The 14,002-nt window shown below is 45.5% G+C and carries 12 protein-coding genes; 10 read left to right on the top strand and 2 right to left on the bottom strand.

All coding sequences use genetic code 11. The features are described from left to right. Together ACRRSY_RS09220 and ACRRSY_RS09215 are read right to left on the bottom strand one after the other, a co-directional pair. Nucleotides 1-1,044 (bottom strand): sensor histidine kinase, encoded by a 1,044-nt coding sequence (locus tag ACRRSY_RS09220; protein ID WP_432463034.1) that lies wholly within the window; start codon nucleotides 1,042-1,044, stop codon nucleotides 1-3. 101 nt (nucleotides 1,045-1,145) lie between these two features. Next, entirely contained in the window at nucleotides 1,146-2,624 is a 1,479-nt protein-coding gene (locus tag ACRRSY_RS09215; RefSeq protein WP_432463033.1) for a sigma-54 dependent transcriptional regulator, read from the bottom strand. A 329-nt stretch (nucleotides 2,625-2,953) separates the two neighbouring features. Here ACRRSY_RS09215 and pseB point away from each other — a divergent pair, with 329 nt between their 5' ends. From pseB to ACRRSY_RS09165, 10 genes are all read left to right on the top strand, one after another. Beyond that, entirely contained in the window at nucleotides 2,954-3,940 is a 987-nt protein-coding gene (pseB, locus tag ACRRSY_RS09210) for a UDP-N-acetylglucosamine 4,6-dehydratase (inverting) (RefSeq protein WP_432463032.1), read from the top strand. Nucleotides 3,941-3,943: 3 nt separating this feature from the next. Then, nucleotides 3,944-5,101 (top strand): UDP-4-amino-4,6-dideoxy-N-acetyl-beta-L-altrosamine transaminase, encoded by a 1,158-nt coding sequence (gene pseC / locus ACRRSY_RS09205; RefSeq protein WP_432463031.1) that lies wholly within the window; start codon nucleotides 3,944-3,946, stop codon nucleotides 5,099-5,101. After that, nucleotides 5,094-5,801, top strand: coding sequence for a pseudaminic acid cytidylyltransferase (pseF, locus tag ACRRSY_RS09200; RefSeq protein ID WP_432463030.1), 708 nt, complete (start codon nucleotides 5,094-5,096; stop codon nucleotides 5,799-5,801). The genes pseC and pseF overlap by 8 nt, the downstream gene beginning before the upstream one ends. A 68-nt stretch (nucleotides 5,802-5,869) precedes the next feature. Further along, nucleotides 5,870-6,619, top strand: coding sequence for a class I SAM-dependent methyltransferase (locus ACRRSY_RS09195; RefSeq protein WP_432463029.1), 750 nt, complete (start codon nucleotides 5,870-5,872; stop codon nucleotides 6,617-6,619). A 48-nt stretch (nucleotides 6,620-6,667) separates the two neighbouring features. Next, nucleotides 6,668-7,198 (top strand): adenylyl-sulfate kinase, encoded by a 531-nt coding sequence (locus ACRRSY_RS09190; RefSeq protein WP_432463028.1) that lies wholly within the window; start codon nucleotides 6,668-6,670, stop codon nucleotides 7,196-7,198. Continuing rightward, complete coding sequence (locus ACRRSY_RS09185; RefSeq protein WP_432463027.1) at nucleotides 7,188-9,521, top strand: PEP-utilizing enzyme; 2,334 nt, start codon at nucleotides 7,188-7,190, stop codon at nucleotides 9,519-9,521. The genes ACRRSY_RS09190 and ACRRSY_RS09185 overlap by 11 nt, the downstream gene beginning before the upstream one ends. Further along, nucleotides 9,518-10,138, top strand: coding sequence for a gamma-glutamyl-gamma-aminobutyrate hydrolase family protein (locus ACRRSY_RS09180; RefSeq protein WP_432463026.1), 621 nt, complete (start codon nucleotides 9,518-9,520; stop codon nucleotides 10,136-10,138). Before ACRRSY_RS09185 ends, ACRRSY_RS09180 begins: the two co-directional genes overlap by 4 nt. Continuing rightward, nucleotides 10,120-10,866 carry a sugar phosphate nucleotidyltransferase gene (locus ACRRSY_RS09175; protein WP_432463025.1) on the top strand — a complete coding sequence of 249 codons (747 nt, stop codon included), beginning with the start codon at nucleotides 10,120-10,122 and terminating at the stop codon, nucleotides 10,864-10,866. The genes ACRRSY_RS09180 and ACRRSY_RS09175 overlap by 19 nt, the downstream gene beginning before the upstream one ends. Next, entirely contained in the window at nucleotides 10,859-12,424 is a 1,566-nt protein-coding gene (locus ACRRSY_RS09170; RefSeq protein WP_432463024.1) for a CDP-glycerol glycerophosphotransferase family protein, read from the top strand. Before ACRRSY_RS09175 ends, ACRRSY_RS09170 begins: the two co-directional genes overlap by 8 nt. Continuing rightward, nucleotides 12,417-13,991: a CDP-glycerol glycerophosphotransferase family protein gene (locus ACRRSY_RS09165; RefSeq protein WP_432463023.1), complete on the top strand. Its 1,575-nt coding sequence runs from the start codon at nucleotides 12,417-12,419 to the stop codon at nucleotides 13,989-13,991. Before ACRRSY_RS09170 ends, ACRRSY_RS09165 begins: the two co-directional genes overlap by 8 nt. Nucleotides 13,992-14,002: the final 11 nt, after the last annotated feature.

The raw sequence follows: 14,002 nt of genomic DNA, 5'->3' as shown, positions 1-14,002 counted from the left end.
TTATTGCCCTCCCACAGCAAGCTCATGATGATAAGGTTCAGCAAGTGGTAAGCTCACCAAAAAACGAGTCCCTAATGGAGTATCCTCTAAACAAATATCGCCTTGATGAGCCTTAACCACCGATTTCACAACGGCGAGGCCTAAACCTGTACCATTTTGCTTGGTCGTATAAAAGGGTTCAAAAATCTTATCCGCTTGGTCCATAGCTATCCCTCCGGCTTGATCTTCTACTGCAATCACCAACATATGCTCCCTCAATCCAGCCGAGACTCGGATCTCTTGACCTTCTTCACTAAGTTGCGCTGCATTTTCAATAAGATTCGCGAGCGCCGACACCAAAGCGTTCGCATTCACCAAAATATCGATCTCTTGCGGACAACAAATGATACTCAACTGCACTTTATATTGGCGAACACAAGCATCAGTTGCCGCCTGCAACTGCTCCAATAGTTGTTGAACGGACACCGTACTCACAACCATTTTTTGGCCGCTTTTAGCAAATAACAACATGTCATTGACCTGCGTTTCTAAATCATTTAAACGGGCCATCATTTTGATTTGAAAGCTTTCTCGAGACGCATCGGATAAGGTTTTATTAGAAAGATTTGAGCCATATAGCATTGCTGCGGAGAGTGGGGTTCGAATTTGATGGGCTAATGACGCAACCATATTGCCAAGTGCTGACATTCGCTGGAGCTTTGCAACATTCGCCTGCAATTGCCGAGTATGAGTCATATCAGTGAGAACAATGAGTTGGCCTTGCGTATCTTGTAATGGGGACAAGCTCAACTTAACTCGCCGCCCATCAACCAGAGATAACTCGTGACCATCATCGGCTTTCGGTGCAAATAATTTGGGAACGGCTTCTGCCCATCGCCGCTGCTCAATATCATCTCCCAGCAGTTGTTTAGCGACTGGATTAGCGCGAGAGACAAAACCTTTATTGTCTAGCAAGATCAAGCCAGAGGGCATTACATCAAAAATTTGAGCAAGATTATGCTCAGAAAGACTAGCTGGTTGCTGTTGTATAAGTACTGAAGGCATGACAATTGCTCCGCGTCATAAAACCGTTATCAGTACTTGTACAATCAAATATCATGCCACAAAAAAAAGACTATTATTCAGTGCATTACATGGGAAATAACTCAGCCGTCTTTATTTAAACCATATTTTCGCATCTTTTCTACGAGGGTGGTTCGGCGCATCCCTAGTTGCTCGGCGGCGCGAGCCACAACCCCATCTTGCTGCTCAAGTGCTTGACGGATCAGGTCGACTTCCAATTCAGCCAATAACTCTTTCAAGTTGACACCTTCATCTGGTAATTGCTGCCCCCCTCCCCAGCCATCGTCCGCCAATTCGACCTCATCTTCGACCGGAAATAACAGTTCTGGGTTTGGCTCTGAAAATACCGAAGCATCTTCATCACTAAATATCGCGAGCAAGGCATCTCGTTCGGCTAACTCAGGACTATAATTGGGTTCGTAAACATCAGCCTCAATATGCCGATACTTAGGTGGTAAATCATTCACATCAACGATCTGATTTGGATGCAAAATCAACAAGCGTTCGACTAAATTCGATAGCTCACGAACATTACCCGGCCACTGATGTTGCATCAAGGACTCCACCGCTCGTTGCGTAAAACGCACTACGGCAGCATGTTCTTCCTCATGGCGATTGACTAATTCCTGCAATAATAGTGGAATATCATCTTGGCGTTCCCGTAACGAAGGCATTTCAATAGGAAAAACATTCAAACGATAATATAAGTCTTCTCGAAACTTCTCTTGCTCGATCATTCGTTCTAATTTACGGTGAGTAGCCGCCACGACTCTGACATTAGCGTGAATCTCTTTACTACCACCAACTCGCTCAAACTGGCGCTCCTGTAATACTCGCAGTAACTTAACCTGCATTGGCATTGGCATATCACCAATTTCATCGAGGAACAGCGTCCCCCCTTCGGCTAATTCAAAACGCCCCTTACGCATAGCAAAGGCGCCGGTAAATGCGCCTTTTTCATGCCCAAACAACTCACTTTCGAGCAGATCAGGAGGGATCGCCCCGCAATTAATTGGAACAAACGGACCACCACTACGCGGTGAATGGTCATGAATCGCCTTCGCAACCACCTCTTTACCGGTACCTGATTCACCAAGGATCAGTACATTGGCTTCTTTACTTGCTACCTGTTCAATTAGATGGCGGATCTCTTGAATAGCAATCCCTTTACCAATCAAGTTTTGCTTTAACCTTTCGCTTTTAGCTGGCGAGACTTTACCGGGTAAATGAGTCAGATAAGCATCGCAATGGTGTAATAGCTGAGTCAGCTGCTCATAACTGAAAGGACGGTCTAAATGGCCAATTAAGTTTGGTACTGTATCAATCGCGTCACCGTCACCAACACTAATAAAAGGGCACTGAGGAAACTGGCTGATAATATCAAATGCCTGAGGGGTCTCATTACTGATAACAATAACCGTTTCAATGCCGTTGAGTTGCTGCTCAATACTGCTACGCTCACAAATGCTAAACTGTTGACCAATAAAACCCAGCACCGTTTCAAGCTCTTTTGCTCGCGTCGGCTCTCCGTCCAACACTAAAACCATTTTGGATGCTTGCATCCCTAATCTCTGCATATAATCTCAGCTACCTTGCGACATCACATTTTCTATATCGATTGCAACTATTGTAAACAGGCGTCAAAAATTCGCAAGCCGCAAGCTGCAAAACCGACAAAAATATGACGCTAGATAATAAGTGTGAGACTAGAAAGCATAAACAATTGCTTGTATCGGTAAAAGAATTTGTGGATTCCGTTGAAGAAATGAACAAATAGAGCCACGGTGACTATGTTTAGTGATCGAAATTGGATAGGCTTCTAGGTATAAGCTTTGCATAATTCGTAATATATATGACAATGCATGATCAAATTTGAAAGTGGGAATAGTGGATGTTTAATGACAAACAGATATTAATAACTGGAGGTACCGGTTCGTTTGGTAAAAAGTTTGTTAAGTTACTATTAGAAAAATATCAGCCCAAACGCGTTATTATTTATTCTCGTGACGAATTAAAACAATTTGAGATGCAACAAATCTTCAACCAACCTTGCATGCGTTATTTTATTGGCGATGTGCGAGACAGAGACCGTATCACCATGGCGATGCGCGGGGTTAATTACGTTATTCATGCGGCCGCGTTAAAACAAGTTCCCGCTGCTGAATACAATCCCATGGAATGCATCAAAACCAATATTAATGGTGCAGAAAATGTGATTAACGCCGCCTTACACAATAAGGTACGAAAAATTATCGCCTTATCTACTGACAAAGCAGCGAATCCCATCAACCTCTACGGCGCGACTAAACTAGCTTCAGATAAGCTATTTGTTGCCGCCAATAATATTGCTGGTGACCAAGACACTAGTTTTTCGGTTGTAAGATACGGCAATGTTGTCGGATCTCGTGGCAGTGTAGTCCCCTACTTTAAACGGCTGATTGATGAAGGAGCCGAATCACTACCGATAACTCACCCAGATATGACCCGCTTTTGGATCACCTTAGAACAGGGGGTTCAGTTTGTGGTCGATAACTTTAAGCGAATGCACGGCGGCGAAATTTTTGTGCCGAAAATCCCTTCTGTTCGCATTGTAGATTTAGCCAAAGCCATGGCTCCCAATCTGGCCAGCCATATCATTGGTATTCGCCCCGGTGAAAAACTTCACGAAGTCATGTGTCCCGCCGATGACTCTTATCATACTTTTGAGTTTGACGACCATTACGTGATCGCACCTTCTATTTCTTTTAGCAGCCGTACCAACGATTTCCAAAAAAACGCTCTAGGTGAAAGCGGTAAAAAGGTCAAGGTGGGTATGGAGTACAATTCCCTATCTAACCCACATTACCTCACAAACGAACAAATCAAAGAGCTTCGATAAGCCATGAGCGATCCTATTTATTACGGTAAGCAACAAATCGACCAAGATGATGTGCAAGCAGTAGTAGACGCCTTAAATTCCCCCTTTCTAACCCAAGGGCCTCAAGTCGCTCAGTTTGAACAGGCTTTAGCAAACTACGTAGGCAGCACCCATGCAATTGCCTGTAGTAACGGAACCGCAGCGCTTCACCTTGCTTGCTTATCTTTAGGTGTAATCTCTGGTGACATCGTTTGGACCTCGGCCATCAGTTTCGTTGCATCGGCCAATTGTGCACTGTATTGTGGTGCCTCTATTAGCTTTATTGACATTGATGCTAATACTGGAAATATTTCAGTCGCTGCTTTAACTAAAAAATTACAACAGGCAAAGCAAATCGGCTCACTTCCCAAAGTCATTGTTGTCGTGCATTTGGCGGGCAATAGTTGCGACATGCAAGAAATATTCAAGTTATGTCATCCCCTAGGGATCAACATAATAGAAGATGCTTGCCATGCGCTGGGCGCAAGTTATCAAGGAAAAAAAATCGGTAATTGCCAATATAGCGATTGCTGTGTATTTAGTTTTCACCCTGTTAAAAGCATTACCAGTGCCGAAGGTGGGATGATAACCACTAATGATCCCAACACCGCTAAACGACTAAAACAGCTGGCTTCTCACGGTATCACCAAAGAGCCATCAGAGCTCCAGCAGGCTGAACAACCTAGCTGGTACTACGAGCAACAGCATTTGGGTTATAACTACCGACTATCTGACTTACACGCTGCACTTGGTTTAAGCCAGCTGGCAAAAATTGACTTTTTTATTGAACGTAGAAAACAGATATTTCAAAATTACCAATCCGCGCTTACCGTCAGCAACTTAACACTTCTAGAGCAAAATATTGAAGGCGAAAGTGCCCACCACCTAGTGGTAGTGCTTATTCCGAACAATAAAAGAGATGTGGTATATCAGGGGTTAGCCGATAAGAAGATTCACTGTCAGTTGCATTATATGCCGATTTACCGCCAGCCATATCATCGAATAAGTGATGCCGCCATCAACACATTTTCTGGCGCAGAACAATACTTTGCTAATGCCTTATCACTACCCGTCTACCCTGATTTAAGTGATCAACAACAGCAACGAGTGATACGGTCTTTGCTGGAGATAATGAATGAATAAGAGCCTATGCGTGATCCCTGCAAGGGGCGGAAGTAAACGCATCCCTAAGAAAAACATTAAAGATTTTTGTGGCAAGCCAATGATTGCTTGGTCGATAGAAGCCGCCGTACAGAGTCAACTGTTTGATGAGGTAATCGTCTCCAGCGATATCCAAGAAATTATTGCCATCGCCGAGCACTATGGGGCTAGTGCACCATTTATTCGCCCCAAAGAGCTAGCCGATGATTACACCGGCACCACCGAAGTGATAAAACATGCGGTTGACGTTGTTGACCCAGATAGGTCACTTTACTCGAGCATTTGCTGCCTGTATGCCACCGCTCCTTTTATTTGCAAAGAGAGTTTAAGGGCCGGCAAGCAAGCCTTGAACAAGGCGCTTGTACAAACTAGCTTCTCCGCCACCAGCTTTGCATTTCCTATTCAGCGAGCAATAAAGCTGTGTCCAACGGGCGGAGTGGAAGCTTTTTACCCCGAGTTCATGGCGAAACGCTCACAAGATTTAACCGAGGCCTATCATGATGCCGGCCAGTTTTACTGGTGGAGGCGAGCAGCCCTAGAAAACGGAGCTAGCATGTTTAGCACCAGCTCTGAGGCCATCATCCTCTCCCGCTATCAGGTTCAGGATATTGATACTCAAGAAGACTGGCAAATGGCCGAATACTTATATCAAGCGATGAATTTAAAAAATACCGCGGACTGAGCAATAAGCAGTTTATTATTCAGCCAACAGAATCGACAGCGCATAAGCGCAGACTATGGGAACAAATAATGAAAACAGAATGGGATTACACCGACTTAGCCAAAGCCTATTTAAAACGCGCCACTTACTCGGCAGATGCTATTGACCGCCTATTTGAACTTGGCAATATTAGCCCCGACTCACAAGCTTGCGATGTTGGTGCAGGGGTGGCTCACCTCACTAAAGAACTGCTAAAACGACAGCTCAAGGTTATTGCGGTAGAACCCAACGATGAAATGCGTAAATACGGCAAGCTAGAAACCCAAGATGAGCCTAAAGTAAGTTGGTTTGAAGGCACCGGTGAAAATACAGGCCAAGCAGATAACTACTTCGATCTTGTCACTTTTGGCTCTTCGTTTAACGTGACAGACCGTTTAGTGACCTTGCAAGAAACCAAGCGCATCTTAAAAGATAAAGGTTGGTTTGCCTGTATGTGGAATCATCGTGATTTAGATGACCCCTTCCAAAGTAAGATTGAAGATGTCATCAAATCTCACATCGACGGCTATAGCTACGGGAGTCGCCGCGAAGATCAAACCGACATCATCAACCAAAGTGGTTTGTTTGAAGAAGTGCATTACATCGAAGGCAACATCGACCATATGCAGAGCAGAGAAGACTTAGTAGAAGCGTGGCGCTCGCACGCCACGCTAGAGCGCCAAGCAGGTGATAAATTCCCACAAATTATCGACGCCATTCAAGCCTTGGTTGATGCTTATCCTGAAGATAAAATCAAAGTGCCCTACACCACCAGAATGTGGTGTGCTCAGTTAAAATAATTTAACCAGCAGGGCTGGCTTAAGCCTTGCCATGCCTGAGAACGCAATATGAAAGGACAAGTAATTTGGATAACCGGCATGCCAGGCTCGGGTAAAACCACTCTAGCTAAGGCATTGCAGCAAATCACTCAAGAACATCAACCGGTATTACTTGACGGCGATAAGCTGCGCCAAGCTCTCAACAATCACGACTACTCTTTAGCAGGAAGAAAAGCACTTTCTCAGCAATATGCAGGCTTAGCGCATATGCTAGCCGAACAAGGTCACTTAGTTATTGTGTCGGTGGTAGCCATGTATCGTGAGGTACATGCCTGGAATAGAGCCAACATGACTCGCTATACCGAAGTACTATTAAAACCCAGTAGTGAAGTATTGATACAACGAAACAAAAAAGGCCTTTATCTTCCAGGTAGTGATTTTCATCAATCACATACCGAACAAGACCAACTCAAAATTGAGTACCCACTTTCACCGGAAATAATATTTGACAGCGGCAGTCAAACACCAGAAAACATGGCCAAAGAATTGCTTGAATACCTAAATCAACAAGATGCAGGAAAATCTCAGTATGCTCGATAGTATCAACCATCCTCCAATGAGTTTTACCAGCAAAGGGGGTACGCTACTTTCACTGCAAGGCTGCGAACTTAGCGCCACATTACTGGATGGCGTGTTAATAAAGTATGCCGATTTTAATGCCCTTAGTAATGCACAACTTGAGCAAATACTAAGTCAACTAGGCAGTGAGCAAGTCATTGTTCGCAGCAGTTGCTCACAAGAAGACTGCAGTAAACAGTCCAACGCTGGCAAGTTTGAAAGTGTCGCTAAAATATCTACTGCCGAAGCACTGCGCCATGCCATAGAGCGAGTATTTGCCAGCTATCAAGAGCATTTAAGCCCCGACGAAGTGGTGTTTATTCAGCCACAATTAAATAATGTGAGTCACTGTGGCGTGGTGTTTAGCTGTATTCCTGATTCCGGTGCGCCTTATCTCGTCATTAGCGAGTCCAACGATGGACACACCGATACCGTTACGGCAGGCGAAAGTAACCAGATTATTACTCACTACCTAGCCGCTCCTAAATATGCTTGCCCTCGTCATCAAACACTGTGGCAGCTAACTCAACAACTGAAACAAATCTTTCCCGATGTTGAATTAGATATCGAATTTGCCTTTGTTGAGCAGCAAGCTCAGCCGGTGCTGTTACAAGTGCGCCCTTTAATCGTTGCCAGCTCGGCCGCTAAGGTGCCCTTCGAGCAAGCCCTACAAGATATAGAAACTAAACTAAAGCAATTATTTAAGCCCCATCCCTACCTTAGTGGGCAACGCTCGGTACTGGGTGTGATGCCAGATTGGAACCCCGCTGAAATCATTGGCTTACGTCCCAAGCCCATGGCATTGAGTTTATATAAAGATTTGATCACCGATAGCACTTGGGCCTACCAACGAAATAACTATGGTTATAAAAACCTGCGTAGTTTTCCCTTAATGGTTGACTTAAAGGGGCTGCCCTATATCGATGTAAGAACCAGCTTCAATTCGTTTATTCCTAACGACTTACCCGCAGCATTAGCGGATAAACTGGTGGATTACTATCTCAATCGGCTAATCAGCAACCCCAGTTTTCACGACAAAGTTGAATTTGATATCGTTTTATCTTGTTACAGCCTAGATATCGAACAAGGTATGGCGGGGCTAAAAGCCGCTGGCTTCTCTGAACTAGAGTGCCAAACCTTGGCCATTAGTTTACGCAACCTTACCAATAGAATCATCGACCCTCGTTCGGGCCTGTGGATCCAAGATCTACATCGCATTGAAAAACTAAAACAGCGCCAAGCGATTGTTAATCAACAAATTGACGATCCACAGCAGCGCATCTATTGGCTACTCGAAGACTGCAAACGTTATGGCACATTACCCTTTGCCGGGCTAGCTCGCGCCGGCTTTATTGCGGTTCAACTGCTGCAATCCTTAGTCAATGAAGAGGTAATGAGTGCCGCACAATATCAGCAATATCTACTTTCATTACAAACGGTTAGTGGCCAGCTCAGTAAAGATTTCAATCAGTTGGATAAAGAGCACTTTTTGGCGAAATACGGCCACCTGCGCCCTGGCACTTACGACATCAATTCACCGCGCTACGATGTAGCGCCAGAGCAATATTTTGACTGGAATGCTCCGCCAGAAGAGCCAGCGAAACCAAATAGTTTCCAACTTGAAGCTGAACAATATCAAAAGCTGCACACTCTACTTGAGCAGCATGGCATCAACCACAGTGTGGACTCCTTTTTCCACTTCATTGGTTCCGCCATTGAAGGCCGTGAATTTGCCAAGTTCGTCTTTACTCAATCACTCAGTGACGCGATTGAAGATATTGCCAAACTCGGTGAGCAATATCACTTCTCTCGAGAAGACATGGCCTATGCCGACATCAATGTGATCCGTAACTTTATTGGCAATGCCGAAAACCCAGCCCAAGCCTTGAGTCAATCCATTGCTCAGGGCAAGCAAAAACAGCAGCTGGCTCAGCAACTTAACTTACCGGCACTGATCTGTAATGCTGAAGATATTTACCATTTTCAATTGTTAGCCAGTGAGCCTAATTTCATTACCCATGGCAGCGCTACCGGGCAAGTATGTGATGCCAGCGTACTTGAAGACTTGAAAGGTAAAATCGTCTGTATACCCAGTGCCGATCCTGGCTTTGACTGGCTGTTTGCCAAAGGCATCGCCGGCCTTATCACCGAGTTTGGTGGTTGCAATTCGCACATGGCGATCCGTGCCAACGAGTTGGGTTTACCGGCCATTATTGGCGCAGGACAAGCGCTTTACCAACAGTGGTCCAAAGCTAAGCGGCTGCACATCGATTGTGCCAACAAAAAAGTAACCATTCACGCATGATTAGCGTATTTGTCTCTCAGCAACACCAACTAGGCCCCCATCAAGAATGGCATGATTGCTTAGACCAACGCTGGCCACAGCTATTGCAGCAAGCCGATATATTAGCGATTCCAGTCCCTAACCACGCAGAGCTTGTGATGCGACTTTGGCAGCAAATCAAACCAGCTGGGGTCATTTTAACTGGCGGCGGCGAGTTTGACCCACAATTGGCCGATCCACGTAGTCAAACCGAACAACAATTAATTAAGCTAGCGCTGGAGCACAATAAGCCGTTAGTGGGGGTATGTCGCGGTATGCAAGCTCTTTTGCAAAGCCTTGGAAACCCACTGCAAGCCACCGCTGGCCATGTTTGCCCCAGACAGTCCATCCAAATTAACCAGCAAACCATTAGTGTAAATAGCTTTCACAACTTCGGTTTTAAGTCTCTCGACGATCCCAATATTGAAGTATGGGCTCGGGCTGACGACGGCGTGATTAAAGCAATCCAACATAAACAGGCCAAACAGCTCGGTATCATGTGGCATCCTGAGCGTCCTCACGCCGCTCAAGCGCGGAGTATTCAATTATTACAGCGTCTTTTTGTTCAGCAGGAGTATCCATGCGCGCACTTATTTTAGCTTCGGGTCGAGGTTCTCGACTGGGTGACCTGACTGCGAAACAACCCAAATGTTTTACTCGGGTGGCAGGCAAGCGTTTAGTCGACTGGCAGCGCCAAGCCTTAAATCAAGCAGGTATTCAGCAAATCGCCGTTACTACAGGTTATTACAGCGACAGCTTTGCAGAGCTATTTAGCCAGCGCTTTCATAATGCCAATTGGGCCAGCTCTAATATGGTGAGTTCTATGATGATGGCTGAAGACTATTTAAGTGAGCAAGACACTATTATTTCCTATTCCGACATCATCTATTCGAGTGACGCAGTCTCAAGACTGTTGAAGAACCAAGATGATATTGCCATTGCCTACGATCCAAATTGGCTAAGCCAATGGCAAGCGCGCTATGACAACCCCTTAGACGACGCCGAAAGCTTTGCCGCCGAAAACCACTACCTTACCGATATTGGGCGCAGAGTCTCCCACCTCAACGAGATTAACGGCCAATACATGGGTTTGATTAAACTAAGCGCCAAAGGCTGGCTGCAAATAACAGCGTATTTGGCCGAACTCAGCCCCGAGCAACAAGCCAAACTCGACATGACCACCCTATTACAGGCACTCATCCAACGCGGCAATAAAATTGCTACGGTGGCCATCAATGATGAATGGTTTGAAGTAGACACCTTACAAGATTTGGCGGTTGCCAAGCAGCAGGTCGCCCAGTGTTCTTGGATTAAGTGCGATGACTAAACATCAGCTAAGCATCGCCATAGTAGGCACCGGCAATTTTGCTACTAATTTAGAAGCCCTATGTCGTCACTACGGTCTGCCAACACGTTTCTTCGTTGATGAATTTCGCCAGTCCCCTTTTCTCGATTTAGCCGTATATAAGGTCAGTCAACTTAGCCAGGCCCATATCAGCAGTGTCAGTAAATTTTTGCTAGCCATTTCTCACCCCGAACACCAACAAGCAGCTTATCAACGCCTGCGCCAACAGGGGATTGCAGCGCAACAAATCATGCGGATCGCCGACGATCCTGGCTTACAAATTTTGCAGCTACTATTCGGCGAATATCAGCAACAGGCCGTTGCCAAACTATGCTCTAGCGACTCAGGTCAACTGGAGGACGTAGAAAAACACTTTCTAGAACCTCAGTGGCAACAAGTATTAACCACGCTTAAGCCCAATAAAGCCAATATTGGCCTTGCCTACTACGGCAGAGGCGGAGGCTTTCGCCGACATATTAGCCCGTTAATTCCTCATCTTGAGCATCAATATAATCTGCTCAGTTTTTCTGATGAAACCATGAACCAAGCCGAAGAAGCCAAACGGCATCTTTACATGAGCAGCTTTTCGGCTTGCCAGCAACACTGGTTAGATTTAGTTATATCCGCTCATGTGTTTGCCTGTGCGCCAAAGTCCGTCCCTAGAGTCAGCTTCTCTCACGTGATTTACGACTTTAATCTCACCGGCGATTACCATGCCGCTCGCATCGGCGAGCCCGATACCCACTATCTATTTGCTTCATCCAAAGCCTGCTTTGAATGGTATCGGCGATTAATCGAGAAACACCAACTGCGTAATCGCTTATGTATTATTCCCGGTGGCTACTTACAACTAGACCGCAATATCGAGTTGGCGCAGGCTTACCAAGGACAGCAAGACAGTATTTTATACGCCCCCACCCTAGCGCTAGCCGACTACCCCCATCGTGACTTAGCCAGTTCGATGGAGCATGCCGTAGCCATCGTTAAGGCTTTGCTAGAGGCTTTTCCACAAATGCGGATCATCGTGCGCCCGCATCCTAGCGATCTACGGCTTTATCAGCTCAACAGGAAAGACCAAATTAGCCAAGCTTTTGAGCGCTTGATGCAATATTGCGAGCAACAGAGTAACTGCTTTATCGACGACAACGCCACTAACTATATGGACAGTTATAACCGCAGTGCGGTTTTAGTATCGGATACCTCATCCACGGCATTTACCTATGCGTTTACAACTCAACGTCCGGTGGTGTTTTTTTCCGCCAAAGAATCTCAGCTTCAACAACAGTTGGCGAAACAACTAAAGTTTATTCAAGACCGTGAACAACTGGGGCAAGTAGTCGAAAGCATTCCTCAATTGCAACAAGTCGTCGCCAGCATGCTAGGCAGCCCGCTTATCACGGAGCAAATTAATGCCTTTCGACGCCAAACCATTTTTAACCCAGGAACGGCAGCCCAATATTTTAGCGACAACCTATCCTACATCTTAAATCAGCAGCGCCACCCAGATTGGCTCTATATTAATTGGAGTGACGATGACTAAGCCTACTCACAACTCAACTGAGCGCCATAACATCGCGCTGGTGGGCGCAGGCGTATTCGCCCACAACCTTTCCAAGGTATTTCCAAGTAGTGATTTCCAACTAAAATACGTGGTTGATGAATTTAAACAGGGAGAATATTTAGGTGCTCAGATAATCTCGGCGAAGCAGCTCGACGCCGCAAAAGATAAAGGCATCACTAAATACATTATTGCCATTTCAACAGCCCAATATCGCCAAGCGGCAATAGAGCGCTTGTTAAAACAAGACATTGCTTCTGACAAAATATTTGCAGTAGATGATGACCCTAGTATTCCCATTTTACAGCTCATCTTCAGTCGCTGTTTAAACCAAGCTAGAGACTTTTTTGTTAGTCCTCAGTGCACTGATATGTACGCGCTGGAACAGCATTGCTTTGGTGATACTTGGCAGCAAGCACTCGGTAATTTAGACCCAAATAAGGCAACCCTCGCCTTTGGTTTTTATGGCAGAGGCGGTGGATTTAGGCGCCATCTAGGCGGTTTAGTCGAACCACTAAAAAATAAATATAATCTGCTAACCCTAATGGATGAAGAGTTTAACGGCGACAACTTTGGCCTTACTAAGCTCTACATGGGGCCGAGCAGCGCCAAGCAACTAGAGCAGATTGACGCTTGTATTACCGCCCACTTCATCGAGTGCAGCCCCAGTAATAAGCCCAAGTTAAATATTCTGCATACCAGCTTCGACTTTATTTTAGAGCCACAGTGGATACAAGATCGCCTCGACAGCGCCGATCCGCATTTCATCTTTGCTTCCACCCGGGCCACCTTTCAATGGATGCAAGAGCTGATAGAGCAACAGCAAACCAAAAACCGCATTTGCTTAATTCCCGGCGGCTATACCCGCTTAGATGACAACCTCAAACACGCCGACTCATATCAAGGCCCTATCGATAGTATTATTTACGCACCCACGCTGTCGTTAAATGCGGTGCAGCACCACCAACTTACCTACTCATCGCCCCATGGTGTAACGATTATTCGTAGCTTATTAGCTAATTTTCCCGATAAAACCATTATTTTTCGGCCCCACCCCAATGATTTAAAAATGTTAAAAGACGGGCGAAATGATGAGCTAGCGCAACCCTTCATCGATATTTTAAGCTTATGTGAGCAAGAACCTCGGCTGCGTTTAGACGGGCAACAAACCTTTTACATGGATAGTTATAATGCCTCTGCGGTAATGATTAGTGACACCTCTTCTACCGCTTACACCTATGCCTTATCCACCCTAAGACCCGTGATATTTTTCTCGGCAAAAGACGAACAAGTAAGAGAAGTTTTCTTGAAGCGCTCTGCCTTCATTCGCGACCGAGAACAGATTGGCAAAGTAGTAAACAACTGCCAGCAAATGGTAGAACAAATTCAAGCCATGCTAGCAAACACTCAGCAATGGCAACAACAAATAGCCAACTATCGCCAGCAAGTGTGCTTTAACTTAGGCCATAGTGAACAATATTTGCTGGATAACATCGACTACCTACTCAGTAATAAACGCCACCCAGAATGGCTGTACTACAACTGGTAATGGAACGAAAC

Source organism: Agarivorans sp. QJM3NY_33, assembly GCF_050870865.2.
Taxonomy (GTDB): domain Bacteria; phylum Pseudomonadota; class Gammaproteobacteria; order Enterobacterales; family Celerinatantimonadaceae; genus Agarivorans.
Note: the sequence above shows the minus strand (reverse complement) of the source record. Positions and strands in the feature narration are given on the sequence as shown.

Bases quoted from the DNA above. Each gene is read 5' to 3' on its own strand.
- ACRRSY_RS09220 (WP_432463034.1), bottom strand. From the start codon at position 1,044: ATGCCTTCAGTACTTATACAACAGCAACCAGCTAGTCTTTCTGAGCAT.
- ACRRSY_RS09215 (WP_432463033.1), bottom strand. From the start codon at position 2,624: ATGCAAGCATCCAAAATGGTTTTAGTGTTGGACGGAGAGCCGACGCGA.
- pseB (WP_432463032.1), top strand. From the start codon at position 2,954: ATGTTTAATGACAAACAGATATTAATAACTGGAGGTACCGGTTCGTTT.
- pseC (WP_432463031.1), top strand. From the start codon at position 3,944: ATGAGCGATCCTATTTATTACGGTAAGCAACAAATCGACCAAGATGAT.
- pseF (WP_432463030.1), top strand. From the start codon at position 5,094: ATGAATAAGAGCCTATGCGTGATCCCTGCAAGGGGCGGAAGTAAACGC.
- ACRRSY_RS09195 (WP_432463029.1), top strand. From the start codon at position 5,870: ATGAAAACAGAATGGGATTACACCGACTTAGCCAAAGCCTATTTAAAA.
- ACRRSY_RS09190 (WP_432463028.1), top strand. From the start codon at position 6,668: ATGAAAGGACAAGTAATTTGGATAACCGGCATGCCAGGCTCGGGTAAA.
- ACRRSY_RS09185 (WP_432463027.1), top strand. From the start codon at position 7,188: ATGCTCGATAGTATCAACCATCCTCCAATGAGTTTTACCAGCAAAGGG.
- ACRRSY_RS09180 (WP_432463026.1), top strand. From the start codon at position 9,518: ATGATTAGCGTATTTGTCTCTCAGCAACACCAACTAGGCCCCCATCAA.
- ACRRSY_RS09175 (WP_432463025.1), top strand. From the start codon at position 10,120: ATGCGCGCACTTATTTTAGCTTCGGGTCGAGGTTCTCGACTGGGTGAC.
- ACRRSY_RS09170 (WP_432463024.1), top strand. From the start codon at position 10,859: ATGACTAAACATCAGCTAAGCATCGCCATAGTAGGCACCGGCAATTTT.
- ACRRSY_RS09165 (WP_432463023.1), top strand. From the start codon at position 12,417: ATGACTAAGCCTACTCACAACTCAACTGAGCGCCATAACATCGCGCTG.